Annotated in this window: 16 protein-coding genes; all 16 read left to right on the forward strand. The window is 36.9% G+C overall.

The window, feature by feature from the left end; all coding sequences use genetic code 11:
- Nucleotides 1-9: 9 nt before the first annotated feature.
- The 16 genes from AB1498_08125 to AB1498_08200 all read left to right on the forward strand — a co-directional run bounded on the left by AB1498_08125 (nucleotide 10) and on the right by AB1498_08200 (nucleotide 16,193).
- Nucleotides 10-3,525 (forward strand): M36 family metallopeptidase, encoded by a 3,516-nt coding sequence (locus AB1498_08125; GenBank protein ID MEW6088255.1) that lies wholly within the window; start codon nucleotides 10-12, stop codon nucleotides 3,523-3,525.
- 8 nt (nucleotides 3,526-3,533) lie between these two features.
- Nucleotides 3,534-4,370: a 3-deoxy-8-phosphooctulonate synthase gene (kdsA, locus tag AB1498_08130; GenBank protein MEW6088256.1), complete on the forward strand. Its 837-nt coding sequence runs from the start codon at nucleotides 3,534-3,536 to the stop codon at nucleotides 4,368-4,370.
- Between the two features lie 47 nt (nucleotides 4,371-4,417).
- Nucleotides 4,418-4,960 (forward strand): LPS export ABC transporter periplasmic protein LptC, encoded by a 543-nt coding sequence (lptC, locus tag AB1498_08135; GenBank protein MEW6088257.1) that lies wholly within the window; start codon nucleotides 4,418-4,420, stop codon nucleotides 4,958-4,960.
- 4 nt (nucleotides 4,961-4,964) lie between these two features.
- Nucleotides 4,965-5,720, forward strand: a complete 756-nt coding sequence (locus AB1498_08140; protein ID MEW6088258.1) for an LptA/OstA family protein — start codon at nucleotides 4,965-4,967, stop codon at nucleotides 5,718-5,720.
- The gene (lptB, locus tag AB1498_08145) at nucleotides 5,698-6,420 is read left to right on the forward strand and encodes an LPS export ABC transporter ATP-binding protein (GenBank protein ID MEW6088259.1); all 723 of its coding nucleotides are present in this window, start codon (nucleotides 5,698-5,700) and stop codon (nucleotides 6,418-6,420) included. Before AB1498_08140 ends, lptB begins: the two co-directional genes overlap by 23 nt.
- Before the next feature lie 16 nt (nucleotides 6,421-6,436).
- Complete coding sequence (rpoN, locus tag AB1498_08150) at nucleotides 6,437-7,879, forward strand: RNA polymerase factor sigma-54 (GenBank protein MEW6088260.1); 1,443 nt, start codon at nucleotides 6,437-6,439, stop codon at nucleotides 7,877-7,879.
- Entirely contained in the window at nucleotides 7,879-8,202 is a 324-nt protein-coding gene (gene raiA, locus AB1498_08155) for a ribosome-associated translation inhibitor RaiA (protein ID MEW6088261.1), read from the forward strand. Before rpoN ends, raiA begins: the two co-directional genes overlap by 1 nt.
- Before the next feature lie 31 nt (nucleotides 8,203-8,233).
- Nucleotides 8,234-8,698, forward strand: coding sequence for a PTS sugar transporter subunit IIA (locus AB1498_08160; GenBank protein MEW6088262.1), 465 nt, complete (start codon nucleotides 8,234-8,236; stop codon nucleotides 8,696-8,698).
- A 46-nt stretch (nucleotides 8,699-8,744) separates the two neighbouring features.
- Entirely contained in the window at nucleotides 8,745-9,611 is an 867-nt protein-coding gene (gene rapZ, locus AB1498_08165) for an RNase adapter RapZ (GenBank protein ID MEW6088263.1), read from the forward strand.
- An 80-nt stretch (nucleotides 9,612-9,691) separates the two neighbouring features.
- Complete coding sequence (locus AB1498_08170) at nucleotides 9,692-10,975, forward strand: YvcK family protein (protein ID MEW6088264.1); 1,284 nt, start codon at nucleotides 9,692-9,694, stop codon at nucleotides 10,973-10,975.
- An 11-nt stretch (nucleotides 10,976-10,986) separates the two neighbouring features.
- Entirely contained in the window at nucleotides 10,987-11,256 is a 270-nt protein-coding gene (locus AB1498_08175; protein MEW6088265.1) for an HPr family phosphocarrier protein, read from the forward strand.
- 4 nt (nucleotides 11,257-11,260) lie between these two features.
- Complete coding sequence (gene ptsP / locus AB1498_08180) at nucleotides 11,261-13,024, forward strand: phosphoenolpyruvate--protein phosphotransferase (protein ID MEW6088266.1); 1,764 nt, start codon at nucleotides 11,261-11,263, stop codon at nucleotides 13,022-13,024.
- A 76-nt stretch (nucleotides 13,025-13,100) separates the two neighbouring features.
- Nucleotides 13,101-14,687, forward strand: a complete 1,587-nt coding sequence (locus tag AB1498_08185; protein ID MEW6088267.1) for a hypothetical protein — start codon at nucleotides 13,101-13,103, stop codon at nucleotides 14,685-14,687.
- A 201-nt stretch (nucleotides 14,688-14,888) separates the two neighbouring features.
- The gene (locus AB1498_08190; protein MEW6088268.1) at nucleotides 14,889-15,290 is read left to right on the forward strand and encodes a helix-turn-helix transcriptional regulator; all 402 of its coding nucleotides are present in this window, start codon (nucleotides 14,889-14,891) and stop codon (nucleotides 15,288-15,290) included.
- An 8-nt stretch (nucleotides 15,291-15,298) separates the two neighbouring features.
- Nucleotides 15,299-15,922, forward strand: coding sequence for an ImmA/IrrE family metallo-endopeptidase (locus AB1498_08195; protein ID MEW6088269.1), 624 nt, complete (start codon nucleotides 15,299-15,301; stop codon nucleotides 15,920-15,922).
- A gap of 31 nt (nucleotides 15,923-15,953) precedes the next feature.
- The gene (locus AB1498_08200) at nucleotides 15,954-16,193 is read left to right on the forward strand and encodes an AAA family ATPase (protein ID MEW6088270.1); all 240 of its coding nucleotides are present in this window, start codon (nucleotides 15,954-15,956) and stop codon (nucleotides 16,191-16,193) included.
- Nucleotides 16,194-16,232 lie beyond the last annotated feature (39 nt).

Here is a 16,232-nt window from a genome sequence, read left to right on the forward strand (position 1 = left end):
ATTATGTCTATGAAAAAGATATTGATATTATTTTTTTATGTTATTTCTGCAGGATTATTTTTTATTTCTTTTGCCGGCGCGGATAATTCGGCTGTTTCTGATTCTTTTCCATGGCAGGAATTTAAAAAAAATTATGGAGAAAACTGGAATGTCAAGTGGAATAAGAAAACAGGAACACCCCATCGTGTTTTTGGCAATAAAAAGCCGGTCACCGGGAAAGACGGTGTTTTAAAAAGAACAGAAGGACAAAAAAATTTTTCTGAAAGCGAGTTTGAAAGTGTTTCAAGGGCATTTATTGAGCAAAATCAAGGGCTTTTTAAAATAGACAATTCAGATTTAAAATTGCAGCGAAGCAGAAAACACGGTCCAATTTTTTATGTAACATTTAAACAGTTATTTCAAAATGTTCCTGTCTACAACAGCCGGGTTGATTTCCAGTTTGATAAAGACGGTAACCTTTTATTATTTGGTGCAGACGTTTTTCCGGATATAAATATTCCGGTTTTGCAAAAAATTGATGAAAATAATGCCGTTAAGATTATAAAGGACGATATTAATTTTAACCCGGAAAAAGATAAAATTTCCGTTCCCGAGCTTTTGATATACCCCGAAGAGATAAAGGAAGGTTTCAAGTATTATCTTGTGTGGAAATTGGAAGTAACCGTAAAAAGACCGGCGGGCAACTGGGTATATTTTATTGACGCCGAAAATGCTGGTATTAAGATGAAATATAATGATATTAACAATGATATTAGCGGCAAAATAACAGGATATATTTTGCCTTTTTATTCCGGCGATTCGCCTCAGGAGGTTTCTTTCCCTTACGAAAGTGTATTCGCCGGATCTTATAGTGCCATTTCAAATAAAGACGGAAATTATTCAGTCCCGACTCCCTTTGGGATTTACCTTCTAACATCGGGTTTGTCAGGGAAATATTTGAACGTGACCAATGAAGATGGAAATAACTCGCTGTTTTATAAAACACTGAATGATAGTGAATCCCAGAATATAATATGGAACACCGGCCTTACGTCAGGCTACTATGAGGAAATGAATGTTTATTATCATTCTATGAAAATGCATGATTATATAAAAAGTATCGACCCTGAATTTACCGGTATGGATTATTGCGTGCCGGCTGTGGTCCGAATTACAGACTATTATAGAGATAATGCGTATTGGAGTAATACGGAAGGCATGGGGTTTGGCGCGGGCACATCAGGTTATTCCAAAAGCTGGGCATTGTTTGCAGATGTTATTTATCATGAGTATACACATGGAGTTACAGATAGGCTTTATATGCAGGAAGGAGGGTCTCTTGATTATATAGACGGCACGGAATCAGGGGCTATGGATGAGGGTTTTTCAGATTACTGGGCCTGCACTCTCACAGATGAGTCTTTGATTGGAGAAGGTCTCTTACATTCGAGACCCTATATAAGGAATATTGATAATAATTTTGTCTCTCCTGAGGATTTTTCTGATGAAGTCCATGCAGACGGCCGTATTATCGCGGGGGCCATGTGGAGAATGAGAAAATATCTCGGCAGGGACACGGCGGACCGTTTATTCCATTTTGCCCGCTACGGTCTCCCGACTACATTTGCGGACTTTTTTTTGGAGGTTTTAATGAAAGATGATGACAATAACAATTTAAGGGACGGGACCCCGAATTCCTCAAATATTTACACGGCTTTTGGAAATTCCGGTATTTCCGGATTGCAGATAGAGGCAGTTTCTATAGATGATAATGACGGGGGAAACGGCAACGGCAGGGTGAATCCCGGGGAAAAGATAAGTATCATAGTAACGTTAGAAAATAAAATGTTTGAAGACGCTGAAGATATCCGGGCCGTTTTATCCACGGGGGATATTTTCACGGATATTATATCGGATCAAGCCTTTTTCGGAAATATAAACGAAGGATTGAAGGCTGACGGATTGTTTACGGTTTTAGTAAATAAATCCACGCCCATTGATTATTTAATTTCTTTTAATCTGAAAATCACCGATAAAAAAGGATATACTTTTGAACTGCCTTTTGACATAAATATTACTGATGTTATTGAAAAAAAGTGGAAGGTTGAAACTATTACAGGTATTTCTAATCTGCCGGATTATGCGGGCAGCCGCGTGTTAGAGAGGGATAAAGACGGGAATTTTCATCTATTGTATGGATACAGCTCTTTGAATTATGCCTTTTATGATAATAATAAATGGGTAACGTATCTTTTAGACAGCAGTAAGCTGTATTCTTACAATTATTCATTATGTTTAGCCGGTAATATCCCGCACATAGTCCATAATTTTGCGGATTACACCGGGAGTTATTTAAAATATAAAAAATTGGCCAACGGACAATGGGAAACAGAAATCATAGATTCAAACTATTATTCACGATACAGCTATCCATCTTTGATTCTTGACAGCAGTTATAATCCCCACATAAGCTATTCCATTAACAGCAATATTTTTTACAATTATCGCGACAGTGATGGAAATTGGAAAACAGAGGAAGTTGATACTGTCCATTGCGGTTCTAATAACTCGCTTGGGATCGGGAAAAATAATCTAATTCAAATCGGTTATTATGATTTCTGCTGCGGGGGATTGAGATATGCCAAACGGGCATCCGGCTGGGAAAATGGTTTTTTAGACATTTCAGTTGATATTGGCAAATATACCTGTTTAAGAATCGGGACAGATGGATACCCTCACATTACTTACTATGACAATGATAAAGGAAATTTAAAATACATGTATTGGGATGGTTATTCATGGGAAACAAAAATAGTTGATTTTGACGGTGATGCCGGGTTATATCCTTCAATGGCCGTAGATTGGAAAAACAGGCCGCATATCGCATATTATGATAAAACAAATGGCGCCTTAAAATATGCTTATTACAACGGAGAATTTTGGGAGATAACTGTAATAGATGATTCTGATGACGCGGGATATTATCCTGCTATGGTTATTGACGAAAATAGGTTGCCGCATGTTGCTTATTATTCAAAAAGTACAGATGGGAATATTTATTTAAAATTTGCATCCAGCCGTTTAATGGCCTCTCCTGTTTATTTAAATCCGGAAAATAATACTTTTACCGGCTTGGATGTTACGCTCCAGTGGGAGGTAAACAATATAAATGAGGGGGATACGATAAGTTATGATGTTTATTTTGATACGTCCGGGGCCGGTACAAAAATAGCGGAAAATATTTCTGATTCTTCTTACACTTTAAATAATTTGGAATACCGCAAAACTTACTATTGGAGGATTATTTACCGGGACAAAAATAAATTTGAATCCAGGGGGCCTGTTTATAGATTTAAAACAACAATGGCGGGAGATATAGATAAAAACGGGATTGTCGATGGTGATGATTTGGTTCCATTTGCAAATTCTTTTGGTTCGACTAAAGATTTTAGTATGTATAAGTCGATAAGTGATATTGATCTGAATGGCCGCATAGATGGCGCAGATTTGATGTTTATAGGAATGAATTTCGGGAAAAGTTATTAAATTTATTTATGAAAACAAGAGAGATTACTATAAATAAGGTAAAAATTGGCGGATTAAATCCATTGGTCCTTGTTGCGGGGCCCTGTGTGATTGAATCGGAAAGGATTTTTTTCCTTTGTGCGGAAAAATTAGTTGGGATAGTTGAGAGACTGAAAATCCCTTTTATTTTCAAGGCATCTTACGACAAGGCAAACCGGTCATCCATTGATTCATACCGGGGGCCGGGATTTAAAAAGGGCCTTGAGTTCCTGGACAGGTTGAAAAAAAAATTTAAAATTCCTGTTACGTCTGATATTCACTGCAGAAATGAAATTAAAGAGGCATCGGAAGTATTGGATTTACTTCAGATACCGGCATTACTTTCCCGCCAGACAGATTTTATTGTGGAATCCGCAAAGACAATGAGGCCTGTAAATATAAAAAAGGGGCAGTTCTTATCTCCCTGGGAGATGAAAAATATTGTTTCAAAAGTTGAAAGCACGGGGAACAGAAATATAATATTAACTGAGAGGGGCTCATCTTTCGGCTATAATAATCTTGTGGCGGATATGCGTTCATTGCCTTACTTAAGGCAATTGGGATATCCTGTAATTTTCGATGCTACACACAGTGTCCAGCTCCCGGGAGGTTTAGGTAAATCTTCCTCCGGGCAGAGGGAATTTGTGCCGTATCTTGCTAAATCTTCAGTGGGCTGCGGATGTGACGGAATTTTTATGGAAGTCCACATAAGTCCTGATAAAGCTTTGTGTGACGGGCCGAATATGCTTGCAATAAAGGATTTGCCTGTTTTGCTTGAAGAGTTAATGGCAATTGATGAATTAAAGAGAAAAAGATTTTCAAGATAGGAAAGCGCTGGAGGCTTAAATTCACAGGTTTTTAGAGGTTAATATCAATGAGCAGGCAAAGTTTAATGTTTTTTATCATTATTATGACTTTTACCCTTTTAATTTCTTCGTGCGGAAAAGATGAAAAAATTTCTTCCCCCGAAAATAATCAAAAAGGGCCTCAATTGGTAATTGATAAGTTCTCTATTACCGCGACAAACGCGGGTAAAATGGAATGGATTTTTTATGCGAAGAAAGCGGTAGTGTTTGAAGACAAAAATTTAATTACAGCTTCTGAAATAAATATAGATTTTTTCTTTGATAAAAAAGGGAAAGAGATAATATCTCATTTAGTTTCTGAAAACGGAAATGTTGATACAAAAACCAATGATATGGAGGCAGAGGGAAATGTCGTTTTGACAACTGAAAGCGGGAATAAATTAAATACCTCGAAATTGAAATGGATTTCCAATGACCGGAAGTTTTTTACTGATAAGGAAGTCAGGGTCGAAAAAAAAGACAGTATTGTTACAGGCCTGGGCATGGAGGCGGACCCCAATCTGGAAAATGTCAGAATCCTGAAAGACGTTAAAGTCGAGGCGAAGGAATAGGAAAATGCAAAATGCAAAATGCAAAATGCAAATATTAAATTTTCTGCTTATTTTTTTTCTTTTATCTTTTTCAATTAAGGCAGAAAGTGTTGACAATAATGGCAGTAAAGGTACGATAAATATAAAATCGGACAGGGTTGAATATACCAGCAAAGATGAGGAGGAAGTTGCTGTATTTACCGGTTCGGTTGAATTTAAAAAAGGGGAATTAACTGTTTATTCTGATAAAATGCAGATGTATTCGCAGGGCAAAAAAGCCATAGGCGAGGATAATGTTAAGATAGTTATTGACACAGAAAAAGAGAATAGAGTTATGACGGGCGGTTATTTTGAATATCATCGTGATAATGAATATGCTGTCCTTAAAAAAAATTCGAAAATGATAATAATTAATAAAAAACAGGAATCCGGTAAAGATAACGGGAGTAAAGATGTTAAAAAGTCAAAAGACTTTAAAGAATTGGTTGTTACAAGCGAAATTATGGAGATGTTTTCGAAGGATGGTTATTCCAGGGCAAAAGGTGCTGTTATTATAGAAGAAGGCGATCGTAAGGCATATTGTGAAGAAGCTGTATATTATGAAAAAGAGGATAAAGTTGTAATGACAGGGTCTCCGAGGATTGAACAAAAAGAAAATAAATTCCAGGGTGAAAAAATGACATTATTTTTGAAGGAAGACAGGCTGATAATTGAAGGAAAGGTTGAAGGAACGGTTTTGGAAGAAGGAGATAAAGTTGATAAAGAACCTGAAAGCCCGTAATCTGGCGAAATCATACGGGAAAAGAAAAGTAGTTAAAAATGTGAATGTAGAAATTAATGACGGTGAAATAGTAGGCCTTCTCGGCCCGAATGGGGCAGGCAAGACTACTACATTTTACATGACGCTTGGTTTGATAAAACCGGAAGCGGGAAATATATTCCTGAACGATGAAGATATTACTCATTTGCCGACTTATAAAAGAGCGAGGAGAGGCATTAATTATTTACCTCAGGAACCTTCTATTTTCAGAAATTTAACAGTGGAAGAAAATATCAGGGCTATTTTGGAATTTAATGAACCAGGGGAGAAAAGAATTAAAGAGAGGCTTGAATTACTGCTTTGTGAATTTAGTTTAGGGCATTTAAAAAATAATTACGGTTATGCCCTTTCCGGAGGGGAGAGAAGAAGAGTGGAAATAGCAAGGTCATTAGCCTGTAATCCTTCTTTTGTCCTTTTAGATGAACCTTTCTCCGGTATTGACCCCATCGCTGTTTTGGATATCCAGAAATTAATTGCCAAATTAAGGGAAAGGGGGATTGGAATTTTGATCACCGATCATAATGTCAGGGAAACATTGGCTATTACGGACCGGGCATATATTATTGCCGAGGGTGAAATTTTGGTATCAGGGACCGCGCAGGATTTACTTAATAATGAGCAGGCCAGGAAAATTTATTTAGGCGAGAGTTTCAAGATGTAATTTTAACTTATAACTTATGAAAACGGGACTTTATCAGACTATCTCACAAAAATTAGTATTAACGCCAAGGTTACAGCAGGCGATAAGTTTACTGCAAATGTCGAACATGGAACTGCTTCTTTATATCAGGCAGGAAATGGTATTGAATCCCTTTTTGGAAGAAATAACATCTGAAGAAAACGGTGAGGAAGAAAAGAATTCGCAGAATAGTGAAATTTTGGAACAAGACGAAGACGAAAATGAAGATGAAAAACATGATGAAAATCTTAAAATAGAAGACTGGCAGGAATTATTTGAAGAAAATAATACATCACATGAAGAAAAAGATAAAAATAATTTTCCGGAAAAACCTATAGAAGCCAAGACCACTTTGTTCCAACATCTTATGTGGCAATTATATATGAGTAAATTGACATTGGATGAACGTTCGCTTGGCGAGATTATTATCGGTGAAATTGATGAAAAAGGATATTTAAGAATTTCCCTGGAAGAATTGGCGGAAACATCAGGTGTGACCGTTAATGAAGCAGAAAGAATTTTAAAAGTTATCCAGACTTTTGAACCCGCGGGTGTGGGAGCCAGGAATTTAAAGGAATGTTTATTATTGCAGTTAGGAGATAAATCAGAAAAAGAAAAGCTTGCAAGAATAATATTGGAAAATTACCTGGAAGAAATTGAGAATAAAAATTATGATAAAATAGTCCATCATCTGAATAGAGGCATGGAAGAAATTAAAGCATCTGCTGATTTAATTTCCACCTTAAATCCATACCCGGGCAGTATGCTGGAAGAGATAAATAATTTTTATATTGTTCCCGATGTTATTGTGGACAAAGTTGAAGATGAGTATGTAGTTATTATAAATGATGACCGGCTGCCGAATTTAGGTTTAAATAAATATTATTTGAACCTGATGAAAAATAAAGAAAAAACATCTTATGATGTTTCAGAATTTTTGTCCAAAAAATTTCAATCGGCTAATTGGCTGCTGCATTGCATAGAGCAGAGGCGGCTGACTCTATACCGGATTACAAAAGCAATAGTTAAAAAACAGCACGATTTCTTTGAAAATGGATTTGAGTATCTTTGTCCTTTAAATTTAAAGCAGATTGCAGACATAGTTAGCCTGCATGAATCTACCGTAAGCCGGACAGTCAACAATAAATATGTCCAGACACCCAGGGGAATATTTGAACTGAAATTTTTCTTTTTAAAAGGTTATAATACGGCAAACAATGAATTGGTTTCAACTTTAATGGTTAAAGAGTCGGTCAGGGACATTATAAAAAATGAAATTACACCTTTAAGCGATGAAGAAATAGCGTTTATGTTAAAACAAAAGGGGATTAATATCGCGAGGAGAACCGTAAGTAAATACAGAGATGAATTGAAAATTCCCACTTTAAATAAAAGAAAAATCAAGTCACGAAGTGACCACTTTATGGAAAGGAGACACTAATGGAAATACGAATTACAGGCAGGCATGTCCAGGTGACAAACGCAATGAAAGATTATGTTGAAAAAAAATTGTCTCATCTCGAAAAATATTTTAATCATATTATTGAAGCCCATGTGATTATGGATATCGAAAAGAAGAACAGACATAGAATAGAGGTTGTCCTGCACACAAATATAGGGAAGATTTTCGGTGAAGAAGAGACAGAAGATATGTATGCATCTATTGATAAAGTGCTTGAAAAAATGGAAGTCCAGCTGAAACGTCAGAAGGAAAAGATACAGAAACATAAACTAAAAAAAGATATAAAACAGGCAGAATTGTAAATGTGTTAAAAAAACATTGGAGGGTAATTTAATGAAATTGATGGATTTTCTTGACAAGAGGGCAATTATTCCGGTTTTGGAGAAAAGGAATAAAGAAGAAGTTGTAAGGGAAATGGTGGATAAATTAGTAGCGTTGGGCGAGATTAAAGACAGCGAGGAAACAGTAAGAATTTTACTAGAGAGAGAAAAACTCGGCAGTACGGGAATCGGCGAGGGAGTGGCAATACCCCATGGCAAATCAAAGGATGTTAAGAAAATCGCGGCTGTTTTTGCCAAGGCCAAAGAAGGGGTTGACTTTGAAGCCTTAGACGGCGAGCCTGTGTATTTATTTTTTCTTTTGGTTGCCCCTGAGAGTTCTACCAGTGAACATATTAAGGCTTTAGCGAGGATTTCCAGGCTGTTAAAGGATTCTAATTTCAGGAAAAAATTGAAGATGAAACAAAGTGCTGAAGAAATTCTGTCTGCCATATCAGAAGAAGATAAAAGACAGCCATAGCACCAGTGGCAAACAAAAGAAGAATTTGATTTTTAAAAGGAATTTAATGCAAAAATTCAAATTTGTTATTATTACAGGATTATCCGGTGCAGGTAAGACCCAGGTGGTCCATATTTTTGAAGATTTGGGTTTTTTCTGCATAGATAATTTGCTCCCGGCACTTATCCCTGAATTTATACAGATATGCGAAAAATCGAAGGACAAATTGCGAAGAGTAGCTATTGTGGTTGATATCCGGGGAAGAAAATTTTTTGGCGGATTACAGGATATCCTTTACAGATTAGATGATATAGGTTTCAAATATGAAATACTTTTTCTTGAGGCGTCCGACAGGGTTATTTTAAAAAGATTCAAGGAGACAAGGAGAGAACATCCGTTAGGGGGAAACCGGCCTATTGAAGAAAATATAAGGCTTGAGAGGTCTTACCTGGAACGAATCAGGGGAAAAGCAAAGAAGGTTATTGATACTTCAAATTTGAGTCTTAAAGAGTTTAAAGAAGAAATCATAAATGTATTTCTAAAAGAAGAAAAACCAAATAAAATTAATTTTAATATAACGGCTTTTGGTTATAAATATGGTTTACCGCAGGACGCGGATTTGATTTTTGATGTCCGTTTTTTGCCTAATCCGTTTTATATCGCAAACCTAAGGGCCTATTCGGGTGAGAGCCGGAGGGTCCGGAATTTCATTCTGAAATCAAAAAAAACAAGAAAATTTTTGAAAAGTTTATTTTCGTTTATTAATCAAATGACTTCATTTTATTTGACAGAAGACAGGATACATGTAGATATAGGTATCGGATGCACGGGAGGAAAACACAGGTCAGTTGTTGTAAGCAGCGAATTAAAAAAATATCTGGTCAGGCAAAAACATAAGGTAAATACCGTGTATCGTGACATAAATAAGGAATAACACTGTATGCGGCTAATCAGGCAAGACCTATCAAGTCGGTCATGACATTAAAGAATAGGTCGTAGAAAGGGCGGACGGGGGTGAAAAGGTTAAAATGGCTATACCCGGGGATGGGCATAAAACGGTGGTTTTCTCTTTTAGCTGTGGGTATTTTTTTTATTGGAGTAAGTCTGTCCAATCCGTTTCGCAGGATGACTGTTTTTCTGTTTCCTGAAGACTCATATTTTTTTACAAAAAGGAATTTATTATTCCTGGGACTTGGAATTTTATTGGTTATTCTTGGCATCCGGAAGCTTATTAAATCCTTAACAAGTATATTGCTTCCGCAGAGAGAAGATACCCTGGTGGATATTGTTTTTGAAAATAGACAGCTTAAAAAAGGGCCAAGAATTGTGGCAATTGGCGGCGGGACGGGGCTACCTGTTTTACTCAGGGGAATAAAGGAATATACAAGCAATATCAGCGCGATAGTTACTGTGGCGGATGACGGCGGGAGTTCGGGAGAGCTTAGAAAAGGAATGAAAATTCTGCCTCCGGGCGATATCCGGAATTGCCTGGTTTCTCTCGCCGATTCGGCCCCCCTGATGGGAAATTTATTCCAGTATAGATTCGGCAGAGAAACAGGTCTTGACGGGCACAGCTTCGGGAATATTTTTATTGCAGCCATGTCCGAGGTCGTGGGTGATTTTGGCGAGGCGGTTAAAGAGTCAAGCAAGGTCCTGGCCATCAGGGGGAATGTGATTCCGGTCACCCTGAATGATGTCCAGATAGGCGCTTTTATGAAAGACGGAAGGGAAGTCATCGGAGAAAGCAAAATAACAAAAAGCGAAGGAGGCATTAAAAGTATTTTTACAAAACCTGAAAAAATTTATCCCACGGAAGATGCCTTAAAAGCCATTGAAGAAGCCGAAGCAATTATTATGGGGCCCGGAAGTTTATACACAAGTATTATCCCGAATCTTCTTGTTAAAGATATTCCGGAGGTGATTGAGAAATCAGACGCGGTAAAGATTTATATTTGCAATATAATGACGCAGCCTAATGAAACAGACGGGTATACGGTTTCCGATCATTTGCAGGCAATCATGGATCATGTCCCAGGCCGTTTAATTGATTATGTTATTGTAAATAACGGGGAAATAGGAGAGGAATTTTTGCAAAGTTACAAGGCGGAAAAATCTTACCCTGTAAAATTGGACAGAAAGAAGACAGAAAAAATGGGAATAAAAATAATAGAAGACGATTTATTGGCCATAGAAAAGGGGGCATCAATTGCAGGAGATTTAATAAGGCATGATCCAAATAAAATAGCATATTTGATTCTTCGCCTTATAATGGGCACAAAATATATTCATAAAACATAATAAATACCGCCATGGAACAAGAAAAGGAATTTGAAATAAAAAATAAATTAGGATTACATGCAAGGCCTGCCTCGCTTCTGGTCAAGATGATCAAACAGCACAGGTCACAGGTTTTTATTGAAAAAAACGGCGAGGTTATTGACGGCAGGAGTATTCTCAGCCTCCTTGCCCTGGCCGGGGAACCGGGAAGCGCGTTAAAATTTAAAATAAGCGGCGAGGACGCGCCTGAATTGATGAGGAAGATAGAAGTATTTTTTAAAAATAGATTTAATGAGGAGTAACTCGATGGAGAATAATTTTAAAGGTATTCCTGCCTCTCCCGGGATAATTTCAGGGCGGGCGTTTATTATAGATAAAGATAATTTTGTTATAGAAAAGAAAAAGGTCAGCCAGGGCCAGGTTAAAAATGAACTTTTACGTTTAGAAAAGGCCATTGTCGCCACTAAAAAAGAAATTTTTGAGTTAAAAGAACGGTTAACAAAAGAATTAAGTGAATCAGAAGCAAGGATTTTTGATGCGCACCTTTTAATTTTGGAAGACCCGGTTTTTACCAAAGATATAGTTGATAAGGTGGAAAAAGAAAAATTATCGGTTGAATATGCGCTTTCGGAAAGTTTAAAAAAGACCGCCTCGGTTTTTGAAAAGATCAATGATATATATTTAAAAGAACGAAGTGCTGACTTAAAAGATGTGGGAAGAAGATTGATTTACAATCTCCTGGGATATAACAAAAGATCTATTTCACAACTTAAACAAAAGGTTATAATTATCGCGCATGATATTTCCCCGTCTGATACCGCTTCGATGAAAAAGGACAAGGTCATTGGTTTTGCAACGGATATCGGGGGCGAGACATCGCATACCGCTATTATCGCGCGATCGTTAGCAATCCCCGCGGTAGTGGGTTTAAGAAATATAAGCAATAATGTTAAAACGGGAGACACTGTCCTTATTGACGGGAACCAGGGGGTTGTTATTATTAACCCTTCGGAAAAAACATTAAAAGCCTACCAGGCCATAAAAAGAAGATTCAATGTTTTTGAAAAGGAATTAAAAAAAGTCACGAAACTCCCGGCTGAAACCCAGGACGGCCATAGCGTGGAACTCGTGGGTAATATTGAATCCCCCGAAGAAGTAGACGCGGTTCTTGAACATGGCGGCGAGGGAATAGGGCTTTTCCGCACAGAATTTCTTTATTTAAACCGTAACAGCCTGCCGACCGAAGAAGAGCAGTTTCAGGTATATAAAAAAGCGGTGAAAAAGGTGGGTTCCAAGCCTGTAATTATACGCACACTTGATATAGGGGGGGACAAGTTTGTTTCTTATATGGATATTTCCCCCGAGGTCAACCCGTTTTTGGGACTGCGTGCCATCCGTCTTTGCCTTGAACATCCTGAAATTTTTAAAGTGCAGCTTAGGGCAATTTTAAGGGCAAGCGCCTTTGGCCAGATTAAAATTATGTTTCCAATGATTTCAGGCTTGTCCCAGCTCAAAGAGGCAAAACGTATTTTAAACGAAGTAAAAGAAGGCTTGGATAAAGATAAAATCGCTTATGATAAAGATATGGAAATAGGGGTAATGGTGGAAACTCCCTCTGCCGCGGTTATCGCGGACATCCTGGCAAAAGAAGTCGATTTTTTCAGTATCGGGACAAATGATTTAATTCAATACACGTTGGCAGTGGAGAGAACCAATGAGAAAATCGCTTATCTTTACGAACCTCTCCATCCCGCGATAATCAGATTATTAAAAAACATTATTGACGCGGGGCATAAAGAAGGTATATGGGTGGGCTTATGCGGGGAAATGGCCAGTATCCCTTTATTTGTTATTATTCTTCTGGGTATGGGGCTGGATGAGTTCAGCACGAACATCGTTTCACTTCCGCTTGTAAAAAAGATTATACGTTTAACCACTTATCATGACACAAAGATTTTGGCGGACAAAATAATGGGACTATCTTCATCAGTGGAAATCCGCAAATATTTGCAGGAAAATTTGACCAGTGTAATAAGAGAGGAATTAGTCATAAGAGAGGAGAGAAAATGATATTGAGATATGTGAAAAAATATATTGATGGGGACGAATACAAAAATATAGATTTAAGTTTTAAAAGAAGGAAAAAATGAAGTATAAAAGAGCCAAATCTAAACAAGATATTTCTCTTTGGCTGGACAAATTAATTGATAATATTACAAACGCTTTTCCCAGGAAAGACATTTCTAAAGAAAATTTAAAGGAAATCGTAAAGGACGCTTTAAGCACAAAACGTTTAATCAATGATTTAGCCGAGTTATATCGTTTGGAACCGGATTATGTTATTGAGGCTTTGCAAAAGTTAGGATTAAATTTTTCAATTCCAGTGTCTTCCGCAAGGTATATTGATGAACAAAAGGTAACTTGGATTGCGGCTCCCAAAGGAATATACAAAATGAAGGGTTTATCCATTACTGCGTCTTTGCCAGCATTTATTGAACCTTTCGATGTTGATAATGGTGTATTTTCCCTGCTTGAATCAGAATGGAAAAATTTGATAGATAAGATTAAAGGCGGAGATTCATTCCTTTCTTACTATCGAACCGGGATCCTTGCATATTTGGATTATTATTTTACAAATATCTCGCCAAAGATTCATACATTTATTGAAAAATATTTCAAGAACTCAAGTCTAAAATATATTATAACAGTGGGAATAGGGGCAAATGAGCAATTTCTTCATTTCCCACAAAGCTGGTATCAATATCAAAATAAGAAACTCCAATGGTTTATTTGTGACAATCCCAAGGATTTATCCAAATTGCCCTTAGATTGTAATGTGAAAAACACACTTTTTATTGAATATTCACGAAGCGGGAAAACACAAGAAATTGTCAAATTCGACGAATTTTTGATTTCCGAAGTCGTTCGTATTATATTTGCAAATTCAGGACCTTTATTTGCTTTATCGAAACAGCATAAAGAGGGGTGCCTGAACCTCGATTTCCCGGAGAAGGTTCCGGGACGTTTTGGGAAAAATATGACACCCTTATTGCTTGTCCCTTTTGATCTTTTGGGTCTTCCGGTAAAAGAATATTGGAATGAAATAGCTTACTGTATAAATTCATGGGATTTGAGTGATCCCTCAAGTCCTCCCGCCGCGGTGGCAAGATATATTCGAGCAGCTCAACTAAACAATAAAGTTAATCATATTTATTTAGGCTGTAATGATGATATGTTGCTGCATTCCTGTGATGAAATGGTTCAATTTTGGAATGAAGGTGTAAATAAGGACGGGAATGATATATCTATGTCGCGGTATTTCGGTCTTCCCAGGGATTCGCATCTTAATATTGAAGGTATTTTGTCGAATCGTGATACCAAAATAGGGATTTTTCTCTTGAGAAAAAAAGGGGATGTTCAATTCCAGCATCCATTAAGAAATAAATCGCCCAAACCGGTAAATCCTGAACATAATGGATTAAACATTGCAGATGTGGATTATGCTCTCGCATTGGCAAATGCAGACCATTTTGGAAAACTTATGCCGACTATTAAAATTGAAGTTGAAGAAGTTAATCTTTTAACTTCGGCTGTATTGAGTCAGTTATGGGCTGATATTACTTACTCTTATTCGTTATTGATTGGAGTCAATCCCGGTTCAAATCCCGAAGTCAGGTTAGTACGCGATCGTTCTGAAATATTGCTTGCTGAATTTGCAAAATCAAAAAAATAATTTATAGCTTATTTCTTTATTATTTTTGCGTGCATTAAATTTAATCATTAAAGAAGCTCTCTCTCCGCTAAAAATTATCAAATTTCTGGAAATGAATTAGTAAAAGTTGCCTTTTAGTCTCACCGTTATAAAAATCTTGACATCGACGGGATAAAGTTGTAAAATTAGGTCAACAAATACAAAAAAGGAGGGTATAGAACTATGATGGGGCATAGAGCCATGATAGATAATGAAGGCTTTAAGAATTTTGGAGAATTTTTAAAGACATTCAGGAAAAAGAATAGAATAACGCTCAGGGAATTTTGTATCAAGGCTTCGGCTGATCCGGGGAACATGAGTAAAATTGAGCGCGGTGCGATGGTGCCGCCTCAGGATCAGGATATTCTCAAACGCTATGCTTACGCACTGGGGCTGAAAGAAAGGTCTGATAACTGGTATACATTTTTTGACCTTGCCGCGGCAAGCAGGGGGATGATACCAAAAGATATTATGTCGGATAAAGAGGTTGTTAAAATACTTCCGGCATTTTTCAGGACTTTAAGGGGCCAGAAGCCTACGCCGAAAGAAATGAAAAAGATTGCTGAGAAAATCAGGAAAAGTTGAGAGGAAATGTGAAAACAAGTTCTTTTAAAGCGCCATTTATATCTATTGATGAGATTTGGGTGAAAGCTGATAAATTTCGAGAGGAATTTTGGGATAAAGATTGTCCTGTTGATATATTCGCTATTGTAGAATTTGATCTGGATTTAAGTATTCTCCCCATCTCCGGTTTGAAAACAGACGTTGACGCGGATGCTTTACTGCTCGGTGATTTAAAAACAATTGCGGTTGATAATGAGGAATACCTTAGAGAATCATATCAAAATCGGCTTAGATTTTCCTTCGCCCATGAAATCGGTCATCTTGTCCTTCATAAAAATATTTTTTCAAAAATTAAATATTCCAGCCTTGAAGAGTATATTCAATATTTTTCGGGCCTTCCGGAAGACCAATACAGCTGGATTGAATATCACGCGAATGAATTCGCAGGCAGATTACTTGTGCCAAAAGAAAAATTAATAAAAAGTTTAAACAGAACCATAAAAAAAGCGGAAATAAAAGGTTTTAACGAATGGGATTCATCAGGCGAATCCGCCCTTGAATATGTCTCTCACAATATAGCCAAAGATTTTGGGGTGTCGGAACAAGTTATAAAAATAAGATTAATTAAAGAAAAGCTATGGTTACCAAAATAATAATAAAGTGGGTTTTTGAAAAGGAAAGACTATGGTAAAACAAATCAAATTAGAAAGTTATAAGGGGATTAAAAGCTTAGAGTTAAAAAATCTTGAGCATGTTAATATCATCTGCGGTAAAAATAGTAGCGGAAAATCTTCTATTTTAGAAGCCATTAATAATCCTAAAAATCGTGACTTAGGCCTAAAACAAGCGAGTTTTTTTAAGCGCGACTTAAAATTAATCGGTAGCCATGTAAAATCTTTATTTTCGCTCTATTCGTCCATATAAAATTTATTTTTTGTTTCGTTAAACTGGGAAAATATTTTT

This window comes from bacterium, assembly GCA_040754625.1.
Taxonomy (GTDB): domain Bacteria; phylum JACRDZ01; class JAQUKH01; order JAQUKH01; family JAQUKH01; genus JAQUKH01.